Genomic DNA, 10,554 nt, shown 5'->3' with positions numbered 1-10,554 from the left:
TGGCCAGCACCGCCTCAAGGCGGCTCTGCAGCTCCGTGAGCAGCTCGTCCAGTCTCAGGTGCGGCAGCAGGCCACCGGGCTCGATCCTCCCCATACAGCGAAGTCTCGCACCCGAAGATCCCGCCCTGAAGATGGGGGAGTGTCCTTGGCACAAAAAGCGACGAATCGGGCTTTCAGCGAGGCATGGCCAGCACGGGCGGCAGGCCGAACGCGGGGAAGAGGCGGGTGTCGAAGGTGGTGATCTCCGCCACGGCGCCGTCCTCGATCCGCAGGACGTCGATCTTGAACGCCTTGAACTCCGTCTCCCCTGGCGCCCTGAGGTAACTGGCCGCGGCCGGCATCCGGTTCGCGGCGATCGGCAGCAGCCGCCACTCTCCGGGGTCCGTCAGCCCCCGCTGGATCAGCGGCGCGATCATGGCCAGTCCGTCGTAGCACATGGGCAACGGCGGCATCGTGATCCGGATGTCCTCGCGCATCAGGGAGAGCGCGGCGTCGGCGTCGGCCCGCTCGTGCGCCTCGATGAGGCGCCTGAGCAGCTCCCGTTCCGTCTCGCTCGGCGGCCGGGGGGCCGGCCGTACCGGGTGGTGCTCCCTGACCGTGGCGCGGGCCCGCTGCAGCGCGCTGTTGGCGGAGGCGACCGTCGTGTCCAGGGCCGCCGCGGTCTCGGCCGCCGACCATTCGAGCACGTCACGCAGGATGAGGACCGCCCGCTGCTTCGGCGGCAGGAGCTGGATCACCGCGAGGAAGGCCAGCTCGATCGTCTCCCTGGTCACCAGGACGGCGTCGGGCTCGGTCTCGCCCGGCGCCACCTGGTCGAGCAACCGGTCGGGGTACGGCTGCAGCCACGGCAGGTCCGCGAAGGACGTGGCCGAGCGCGCCCCGCGCCGGGAGTGGTCGATGCACGCGTTCGTGGCGATCTTGTAGAGCCAGGCCCGGAAGAGCGCGTTTCCCTGGAAACCGTCCCTTCCGCGCCAGGCCCTCAGGAACGTCTCCTGGACGACGTCCTCGGCCTCGTCGAAGGAGCCGAGCATCCGGTAGCAGTGCACGTGCAACTCCCGGCGGTGCCGCTCGACGACGGCGGCGAACGCCGTCTCGTCCCCCGCGAGGGCGGCCGTGACGAGCGTGTCCTCGCCGGTTTCCTGGTGACCCGTCCGCATGGGTACGAACCTAACCAGCGACCAGGCCGCAGGAGACGTTGACGGTCGTGCCGGTGATCCCGGCGGCCCTGTCCGAGGCCAGGAAGGCCAGGGTCTCGGTGACCTGGGCCAGCCTGGGCATGCGCCCGAGCATGGTCATCCCGGCCATCGCCCTCTCGAACGCCTCGGGGTCGAAGTCGGTCAGCCCGCCGTTCACCTCGACGACCTTCTCGCGCGTCAGGGTCTCGATGACCCCGGCCGTGTGCAGGCCGACGACCCGCACCCCGCTCGGCCCGGCCTCGGCGGCCAGGTAGCGCAGGAACGTCTCGACCGCCGCGTCCGCCGGGCCCGTGCTGCCCATCATCGGGGCGGTTCCTCGGGAGGAGCCGCTGGTGATCGTCATGACGACCCCGCCGCCCCTGGTGGCCATGTGGCGGGCGGCGACCCTGGCGGTGAGGAAGTTCGTCAGCAGGCCGTTCACGACGGCCGTGGTGAGGTCCTTGGCCGACATGTCGACCAGCGGGACGCCCTGCACGTCCCCGCGGGTGATCAGGTTGAGGGACACGTCCACCCCACCGGCCCGGGAGACGACGGACCGGAAGTGTTCCTCGACCGAGTGCTCGTCGAGCGCGTCGACCTGGTCGACCTCGGCGAGGCCGCCCGCCTCGGTGATGTCCGCCGCGACCGCGTCGAGCGACGCGCGGGTGCGTCCGGCGAGGAAGACCCTGGCGCCCTCCCTGGCGAAGGTCCTTGCCGCGCCGCCGCCGATGCCGCCGCCCGCGCCGTAGATGATGACGTTCTTGTCCCGCAGAATCTGTGTCATGCCCCTGTAACGGGGACTCGGGCGCGAACTCATCGGTGCGGCGAAACTTTTTTCTCCGGATTTTTCGGGAGATGTCCCAGGGACCTCCCGAGGGCTCCCGGCTCCCGGCTCCCGGCTCCCGAGTCTCGGGTCCCGGCTCTCGGGTCCCGGCTCTTGGCTCTCGGAAACGACGAGGGCCGTCGCACCGGATCCGGTGCGACGGCCCCTGTGGGCTGTCAGGCCTCAGACGAGCGTCAGGAGATGCTGAAGTCGTCGGCGTAGACGTTGCCCTGGCCGTACCAGCCGTGGACGGAGATCTTCACCGTGCCGGAGGAACCGGTGGTGAAGGGCACCGAGACCTGGCTCCAGCCGCCGGAGGAGGCCCAGGCACTGCCGGTCGCGCCGCCGGAGACGTTGAGGAAGGCGTAGTTGCCCTGGACCCAGCCCTTCAGCGTGTAGCTGTGGTTGGGGGTCAGCGTCACCGTCTGGGAGCACTCACCGGTCTGGCTGTTCGTCGCCGCGACCTGCAGGGCGTGGCTGCCGCCGTGGGCCAGGGTGCCGACCACCGCGCCGCCCGGCTGGCAGTTCCAGGGGCTGAGCGAGCCCGACTCGAAGTCACCGTTGGCCACCGTGCCACCGGGGTTGGCGCCGTTGACCGTGAGGGTGTAGGTGGCGGTGTGGGTCGCCGAGGCGCCCGTTCCCGTGACGGTGACCGTGTAGGTGCCCGGGGTCACCGAGGCGGTGGTGGCCAGCTTCAGCGAGGAGGAACCGCCCGCCGTGACCGATGCGGGGGTGAAGGTCGCGGTCGCACCGGTGGGAAGCCCGGTCGCGGCGAGGTTGACCGTCTGCGCCGAACCACTGGTGACGGCGGTGTTGACCGTCGTCGTCGTCGCGTCCCCGGCGATCACCGTGCCGGTGGCAGGGGAGAGCGAGATCGAGTAGTCGTCGTTCGACGTGCCCTTCACCGTGAGGTTGTAGGTCGCGGTGTGGTTGCCGGAGGCCGCCGTGCCGGTGACGGTGATCGGGTAGACGCCCGGGGTCACCGACGAGGTGGTGGCGAGCTTCAGCGAGGAGGAACCGCCCGCGGTGACCGAGGCGGGGGTGAAGGTCGCGGTCACACCGGCGGGAAGCCCGGTCGCGGCGAGGTTGACCGTCTGCGCCGCGCCGCTGGTGACGGCGGTGTTGACCGTCGTCGTCGCCGTCTCACCCGGGTTGACCGAGCCGGAGGCGGGGGAGACCGCGACCGAGAAGTCGTCGGACGGGTTCTGACTGCCGCTGGTGAACGGGGCGAAGGCCTGGCTGAAGTACCAGGTGCTCTGCTCGATGCCGGAGCACTCGTTGGCGCCGGCGGTCCCGGGGCAGCCGCCGTTGTCACGCTGGAGCGCCCAGAACGACAGGTAGGCGAGGTTCTTGCTGATCGCCCAGTTCAGCACGGGGGCGGCGTCTTCGACCCTGAACGTCTCGGCGGGACCGAAGTCGTCGATGCCGATCATCTCGATGACGCCGATCATTCTCCACAGCTGGTCCGACGTCTTGTTCGGGTACAGCTGCGCCAGCTGGTCGTGCAGACCCTGGGCCGCGGTCTTCGTGTCGTTGGCCATGTTGTGGCTGGCGTTGTCGTAGTAGTCGAACGTCATGATGTTGACGACGTCGATCCTGGCGTTGTTCGCCACCGCGTTGCGCAGCACGGCCAGACCGCTGTCGGCCAGACCGCTGGTCGTGGTGGGCAGGGTGTAGGCGAACTCGATCTTCTTGCCGTTGGCGGCGGCCCAGTCCTCGACCTGCTTGATCGCCTTGTTGCGGCGGTCGATTCCGGCGCTGTTGGTCAGCGAGTTGTCCTCGATGTCGAGGTCGATCCGGGTGACGCCGTAGGTGTTGATGACGCTCTTGAAGGCCTCGGCGATCGAGTTGACGTTGGTGCAGCTGTCGGCGATCTCGGTGCCGGTGTTGTCGGCCGTGTAGCCGCCGAACGACGGGATGACGTCTCCGCCCGCGGCCCTGATCTTGTTGATCGAGGCGCCGAAGGTGGAGGCCGAGATCGGCATGCTGGTGTCGCCGTTCCAGTAGGCCGTGCACGACCCCTTGGTCGCGGCCTGGATGAACGCCATGGTCAGGTGCTTGGCACCGGACTGCTGGGAGAGCGTCGCCGGGTCCTCACCGGTCCACGCCTCGAAGTAGGGGGCGAAGACCCGCTCGGGCAGGCCTGCGGCTGCGGCCTTGACGGGGGCGGCGGCCTTGTCCGGAGTGGCGCTCGCGGTCGTGGTGCCCATGGCGGTGACGCCGAGCACCGTGACGGCTGTGGTGACAGCCGCCAGGGCAGCGCGAAGCGATGTTTTCAGGTGCATTGCAGACTCCCGTAACAGAAGTCAGGCGGGACCCAGTGGGCCCCGGGATGGGGGGGTGGCGCATCCGGCAGGCCGATGCCGTGTCTGATGCGTGGTTCAACGCAGAGTTGGGAGAACGGGTTGCGGATCCGCGTGTGACCTAATGGTTGGATCAGCCCGTATCTTTTGTCAAGTTTCTTAACAATTCCCGCCGGTAAGTTTCTTAACAATTTCCCGGCACCTACCCTGACCTGGCCTTATGCCTCTCACCCGGAGTCGGGAACCCGTGTTATCAGCGGGGGGTGAACAAGCGTGTACACCCGGGGACATCGTCCCCGCCGACGGTCACGGAGCGTGACCGTCGGCGGTGTGCCACACGGCCGCCTCGCCCGGTGCCGGCGCCCGGTGCGGCCGGGGGTGTTTCCGGGTCGGGGAAAATGCGGGAAAGGGTACCGGAAGAACAATCTGGTCAGTCCTGATTCCGATTTCCTGACACCTTTGCCGGACGTGGCGGACGGCCATCCGGTAGGGAACCCGTACGGATTATCCGGAAAAGCATAGGAGATGCGTAGACAAAGGGTGAAAAATGGTGGTTCAGAAGTTTGATGAAGAAAGTAGGGATCTCCAGCGGAAAAGGCGGTTGCGATGGTCCGCTCAGAACCGATCGGCTTCTCGCTCGCCGGTGGCCTGTTCGCCACCGTCACCGCGACGGCGGTCGCGTCGTTGCTCTTCACCCCGGGGCAGGTCCGCGGGCGCCTGCTGGTCATGGCGATCGCCGTCGGCGGTCAGGCCCTGCGCACGCCCCGCTGGCCCGCCGCCCTGGCCACCGCCGTCCTGGCGTGGCTGCTCGCCACCGGGTTCCTGGTCAACACCGAGGCCGAACTCACCCTCGACGGCCATGACCTGCTGCGACTGTTCCTGCTGCTGCTCATCGCGGCCCTGGCCGCAGGCGTCAGAACCGTGGCCGACCGCCTGAGCCTCCCCTCCGCCGGGACCGCCGGAACCGCCGGGACCGCCGGCGCCCCCGGGGCCGCGAAGACCGTGGAGTCCATGGGGGACGCCTGACCCCTGTGGGTCCCCTGGGCCACCCTGGGACGCTCAGGTTCGGTCGCCGGTGTGGCCACCTTCGGAGCGGGCCCCGGTGGTACCGGGCGGCCGGGGGACAGCGACGCCCCGGCCGCCCGGTGGTCATGGCGCCGTCCGGAAACACAGGCCGGGCGGCGTGTTTTCCACACGGCCCGCGAATACGATCTCCTTGACTGGATCTTGACATTCGAATGTCATCGTCACGAGGTGAGAAACAGCCATTTATCGCGGATTTTCCGCCAGGCCGGTGGGTGTCCGGCGATCGACGGGAACCATCGGGGCCCGGCGGCCGACTACTCGGGTGTCCACCGTCCAGATCCACTGTCCAGAACCGGAGACAGGCCACATGCCTCCTCCGGGGAGAAAGGAGGATCGTCCATGGTCAAGAAGACGCTCGACATCGTGGCCCGCAGGAAGAAGACCCGCAGCCGCCTGCTGAACAACCACGGCTGACAGGGCTGAGCCAGTCATGGACGGTCGCCGCCGGGCTCTCCCGGCGGCGACCGGTCAGAGACGGCGGCCGGTCGGCCGGGAACCGTGACCGGCCGGAGGCGGCGGCCGGTCAGAGACGGCGGCCGGTCGGAGGCAGGAGAAGCAGCAGGTGAGCGAGAGGGAGCGTGCGTGACGCAGACCGAGTTCCGGCGGGCGCGAACGTTGATGATCTACTGGCACGACGGCGAGCTGACGGCCGAGAACTACCTGGAGAGCCGCTCGACCGACGAGGAGGCCGAAAACGCGGTCGCCGTGAACGCCCAGGCGGTCGAACTGCTCGAACACTTCACCGACTGGACGACCGTCGAGAAGGTCGCCTCCGACCTGGGTGAGTTCGACCAGGACTCGGTGCGCGAGGCGGTCCTGGCCCTGGCCGAGGCCGGGCTGCTGGTCGAGAGGGGAGCCGAGGAGCGCGAGGAACGCTTCCTCGACGCCTGGCGTGACTGGGGGGAGGAGGCCCGCTTCTTCCACTTCGGCACCCGGAACACGATCTACACCGGCGACAGCCTGGAGCAACGCCGCGCCGACGCCGGTTGGGTACGGCGCACCGGCGGTCCCCCACCGGCCATCTTCAAGTCCTATCCGGACGCGCCACGGGTCTACCTGCCCAGGGCGTTCCTGCCGCTGGCGGAGCCGTACGGGCAGGTGCTGACCCGGCGGCGGACACACCGCGTGTTCACCGGGGAGCCGGTGAGCCTGGCGCAGCTGTCCACGGCGCTGTTCTACACCTTCGCGCCGATGCAGCTCTACGACGCCGGTGACCTGGGCACGCTGATCCTGCGGACCAGTCCGTGCGGGGGTGCCAGGCACGAGCTTGAGGGCTACGTCGCGGTTCTCGACGTCCAGGACGTGCCGCCGGGGCTGTACCACTACAACGCCGAGGCGCACGCGCTCGAACTCGTCGACCCCGACTTCGACCGGGCACGGCTGCACCGGGTGACCTACGAGTCGGAGATGTGCACGCCGTCGGCGTTCGTCTGCTTCGTCACCGTGGTCTTCGAACGGACGATGTACAAGTACCGGCACTCGCGGGCGCTGCGGGTGACGCTGCTGTCGGCCGGGCACCTGGGCCAGACCTTCGTGCTGACCTCGACCGCCGTCGGACTCGGCGCCTGGCAGAGCGCCGCCTTCCGGGACGAGGAGCTCGACGAGGCACTCGGCGTCGACGGCTTCTCCGAGGGGGTGCTGTACATGTTCGGCGCCGGGAACCCCGTCCTCGGCGAGACCGGGATGCCCGAGGGCATCGCCCGCGCCGGGCTCACCGACCCCAACCGGCTCGTCAAGCGCCACCCGGCCGCCGGGTGAGCGCTCCGGCCACGGCGTACGTGCGGCTGTGGCGGCAGCGGTGGGTGCCGTCACTGCTGCTGGTCGGCGTGTGCGCCCGGGTGCCGTTGCAGGCCTACGTCTTCGCGGTGCTGCTGCTGGCGGCCGAGCGGACCGGCTCCTACCCGGCGGCGGGCGTGGTGACGGCGGCCGGCGGCGTCGCCTACGCCGCCGGGGTCCCGGTGCACGGCAGGCTCGTGGACCGCTTCGGGCAGACCAGGCCGCTGACCGCCGCGGCCTGCGTCAACGCGGTCGCCTTCACCGGCCTGCTGGTGACGGCGCACCTGGGCCCGGCCACCGGGGCCCTGGCCGGGTGGGCGGCGGCGGTCGGCCTCTCGCTGCCGCCGGTGGCCGCCGCGGCGCGGGCGCTGTGGTCGCACGTGATCGACGACGACGCGGTACGGCGCACCGCGCTCGCGGTTGACGCCATGGTGCTCGACGTCGCGCTGGTCGCCGGGCCGCTGCTGGTCACCGTGGTCAGCGCGGCCTTCGGGCCCGCCTGGGCCGTCGGCGGCTGCGCGGCCGTACTGCTCGGCGGCACGGTGTGGTTCAGCACGCTGCCGCCCTCACGTTCCTGGGCCCCGGCCCGCAGGGAGGCGAGCCTGGCCGGGCCGCTGCGCTCGCCGGGCGTCGTCGTGCTGCTCACGGTCTCGGTGCTCACCGGGGCCCTGCTGGGGGTGCTCAGGCTCGGGTTCGTCGAGTTCGCCGGTGAACGCTCCGACGGTCCGGCCTCCGGCGGCCTGGCGCTGGCCGCGTTCGGCGTGGGCAGCCTCATCGGCGGCCTGCTGTACGGCTCGCGGTCGTGGCGCGCCGACGCCGCCGTGCGGATGCGGGTGATCCTCGCCGGGTACGGCTGCGGCGTCGGACTGCTCACCCTCGCGCCGAACGTCCCCACGCTGGTCGCGCTCTGCGTGCCCGCCGGGCTCCTGCTGGCCCCCATGGTCATCTGCAACTTCGAGCTCATCGGCCGGTGCGCCCCGGAGGGGACGCTGACCGAGGCCTTCGCCTGGGGGATCACGGCCACCTTCACCGGGTCGGCGCTGGGCAACCTCGTCGCGGGCGCGCTCGCGGGCACCCCGTCGGCCGTGGTGTTCGCCGCCGCCGCGGGCTTCGCCGTACTGGCCGCCGTCGTCGCGACCGCCGGGGCCGCGGCCCTCCAACCGTCCGGGAAAGGCTCATGATGCGTGTGCTGACACGCTGGTCCCTGGTCGCCGTTCTCCTGGCCCCCGGCTGCGCGGCGGCCCCCGGGGGTGGGGTGGCCGTGTCCTCGGCCCCGACAACCGTCACCGGCTGCGGTGGCCCCGCGACGGACGTCGGGGCCCCGCCGGAACGGGTGGTCGTGCTCACCCCGAGCGTGCTGGAACTGATGCTCTGGCTCGGTCTCGGTGACCGGGTCACGGCCATCGGGCAGCGGCCCCGCCCCGGCAGCCTGCCGGAACGCTTCTCCGCGCAGGTCGCCGCCCTGCGGTCGCTGTCCGGCAAGTACACCGCGGGCGGCGGTTACCGCCCGGTGCCGAGGGAGGAGGTGCTCGCCGCGGAACCCGACCTGGTCCTCGGCGGGTTCGCCAGCAACTTCGACGCCCCCGGGGCCATGTCCCGCGCGGAGCTGGCGGCCGACGGCATCCCGTCCTACCTGGCCCTGTCCACCGCGTGCAAGACGGCGGTGACCGCCCCGCTGACCGGCTTCGACCTGGTGTGGCGGGACCTCGCGAACCTCGGCCGGATCTTCCGGGTGCCCGAACGGGCCGAACGGGTCATCGCGGAGATGCGGCGGAAGATCGCCCCGGTCGAGGCGGAGGTGAGGGACGCGGAACGGCTGAGCGTGTTCCCGTTCGAGTACGACGAGGGGACCGCGACGCCGTACGCGCCGGGCAACAGACAGGCGGTCAACGCGGTCATCGAGACCGCCGGGGGCCACAACGTCTTCGGTGACCGGGACGAGGCCTACACCAAGGTCGGCTGGGAGGAGGTGGTGGCCCGGGATCCACGGGTCATCCTGGTCATCGTCTACGACCGGGGAAGCCCCGCCGCGAACGAGGCCCGCTTCGCCGAGGCCGAACGCTTCCTGACCACCAGCCCGGCGCTGCGCGGGGTACGGGCGGTGACCGAGAGGCGTTTCGCCCGGCTGGTCTACGAGACGGCCTCGGTCGGCGGGGTGCGCAACGCCGACGCCGTGGTCGAACTCGCCGGGCAACTGCGCCGGGCCCGATGAGCGGCCCCCCGCGACCCGCCGGACCTCCCGGCGAACGCCCCAACGATCGTCTCGGCGAGCGTCCGGGCAGGGGTTCCGCCGAACACCCCGGTGATCGTCTCGGCGGGCTCCCCGGTAAGCGGTCCGCCGTCCTGCCCCGGCCGCCGCGGCGCCGTGTCGTCCTGGGGGCCTGTGCCGTGCTGGGCGGGCTGCTCGTCGTGGGGCTGGCCGCCTCCGTCATGCTCGGCAGCGTCGCCGTACCCGCCGACACGGTGGCCCGCGTCCTCATGCGGCACCTGACCGGCCAGGGCGAGCCCACGTGGAGCGTCAGCCAGGACACCGTGGTGTGGAACCTGCGCCTGCCGAGGGCGTTGCTGGCCGCGCTGGTCGGCGCGGGCCTGGCCGTGTCCGGCGCCGCGACCCAGGCGTTGGTGCGCAACCCGCTGGCCGACCCGTACGTGCTCGGCCTCACCTACGGCGCGGCCGTCGGGGCGGTCGCGGTCACCGTCACCGGGGTCGCGCCGCTCGGCGGGGCCTCGGCCGGGGTGGCCGCCTTCCTCGGGGCGCTGGGCGCCTTCGCCGTCGTCTACGCCCTGGCCCGTACCGGCGGTGCCCTCGCTCCGCTGCGGCTCGTCCTGTCCGGGATGGCCGTCACCTACGCGCTGTCCGGGGTGACCAGCTTCCTCGTGTTGCGGGCCGACGACCCGGGCACCACCCATTCGGTGCTGTTCTGGCTGTTCGGCAGCCTGGCCGAGGCGAACTGGGCCTCGCTCGGGCTGCCCGCCGTCGTCCTGGCCGCGACGATGGCCGCCCTGCTCGCCCAGGCCAGGCCGCTCAACGCGCTGCTGCTCGGCGACGAGACCGCCGCCGGTCTCGGCGTCCCCGCCGCCCGGCTGCGCCGGCACCTGTTCCTGCTCGTCGCCCTGCTCACCGGGGTGATGGTCGCGCTGGCCGGGGGTGTCGGCTTCATCGGCCTGATCGTCCCGCACGCCGCCCGGCTGCTCGTCGGCAGCGACCACCGCAGGCTGCTGCCCGTCGCGGCCCTCGCCGGGGCGGCCTTCCTGGTGCTGGTGGACATCGCCGCCCGTACGGCCCTGCACCCGCAGGAGCTGCCGGTCGGGGTCGTCACCAGCGTCATCGGCGCCCCGCTGTTCCTCTGGCTCGTGCACACCCGGGCCCGCGAGACCACAGGACTGTGAG

8 protein-coding genes are annotated in these 10,554 nt (G+C 71.3%); 5 read left to right on the top strand and 3 right to left on the bottom strand.

Annotated features, from left to right (window positions below; translation table 11 throughout):
- Window positions 1-173: 173 nt before the first annotated feature.
- From ABZ463_RS40415 to ABZ463_RS40405, 3 genes are all read right to left on the bottom strand, one after another.
- Window positions 174-1,157 carry an RNA polymerase subunit sigma-70 gene (locus tag ABZ463_RS40415; protein WP_362785231.1) on the bottom strand — a complete coding sequence of 328 codons (984 nt, stop codon included), beginning with the start codon at window positions 1,155-1,157 and terminating at the stop codon, window positions 174-176.
- A 10-nt stretch (window positions 1,158-1,167) separates the two neighbouring features.
- Window positions 1,168-1,959 carry an SDR family oxidoreductase gene (locus ABZ463_RS40410; protein ID WP_352013594.1) on the bottom strand — a complete coding sequence of 264 codons (792 nt, stop codon included), beginning with the start codon at window positions 1,957-1,959 and terminating at the stop codon, window positions 1,168-1,170.
- 233 nt (window positions 1,960-2,192) lie between these two features.
- The gene (locus tag ABZ463_RS40405) at window positions 2,193-4,283 is read right to left on the bottom strand and encodes a glycosyl hydrolase family 18 protein (protein WP_362785227.1); all 2,091 of its coding nucleotides are present in this window, start codon (window positions 4,281-4,283) and stop codon (window positions 2,193-2,195) included.
- 624 nt (window positions 4,284-4,907) lie between these two features.
- Here ABZ463_RS40405 and ABZ463_RS40400 point away from each other — a divergent pair.
- The 5 genes from ABZ463_RS40400 (at window position 4,908) to ABZ463_RS40380 (ending at window position 10,553) form a co-directional block, all read left to right on the top strand.
- A complete protein-coding gene (locus ABZ463_RS40400) occupies window positions 4,908-5,327 on the top strand; it encodes a hypothetical protein (RefSeq protein WP_362785224.1) in 420 nt (139 codons plus the stop codon).
- Window positions 5,328-5,969: 642 nt separating this feature from the next.
- A complete protein-coding gene (locus ABZ463_RS40395) occupies window positions 5,970-7,145 on the top strand; it encodes a SagB/ThcOx family dehydrogenase (protein ID WP_352013597.1) in 1,176 nt (391 codons plus the stop codon).
- Window positions 7,142-8,344, top strand: a complete 1,203-nt coding sequence (locus ABZ463_RS40390) for an MFS transporter (protein ID WP_362785221.1) — start codon at window positions 7,142-7,144, stop codon at window positions 8,342-8,344. The genes ABZ463_RS40395 and ABZ463_RS40390 overlap by 4 nt, the downstream gene beginning before the upstream one ends.
- A complete protein-coding gene (locus tag ABZ463_RS40385) occupies window positions 8,341-9,375 on the top strand; it encodes an ABC transporter substrate-binding protein (RefSeq protein ID WP_362785218.1) in 1,035 nt (344 codons plus the stop codon). The genes ABZ463_RS40390 and ABZ463_RS40385 overlap by 4 nt, the downstream gene beginning before the upstream one ends.
- The gene (locus ABZ463_RS40380; protein ID WP_362785215.1) at window positions 9,372-10,553 is read left to right on the top strand and encodes an iron ABC transporter permease; all 1,182 of its coding nucleotides are present in this window, start codon (window positions 9,372-9,374) and stop codon (window positions 10,551-10,553) included. The genes ABZ463_RS40385 and ABZ463_RS40380 overlap by 4 nt, the downstream gene beginning before the upstream one ends.
- The last annotated feature ends 1 nt before the right edge of the window (window position 10,554 follow it).

The sequence above is a fragment of the Streptosporangium sp. NPDC020145 genome, assembly GCF_040631275.1.
In the GTDB taxonomy this organism is placed as follows: Bacteria; Actinomycetota; Actinomycetes; order Streptosporangiales; family Streptosporangiaceae; genus Streptosporangium.
This window is presented reverse-complemented; position numbering and strand designations above follow the sequence as displayed.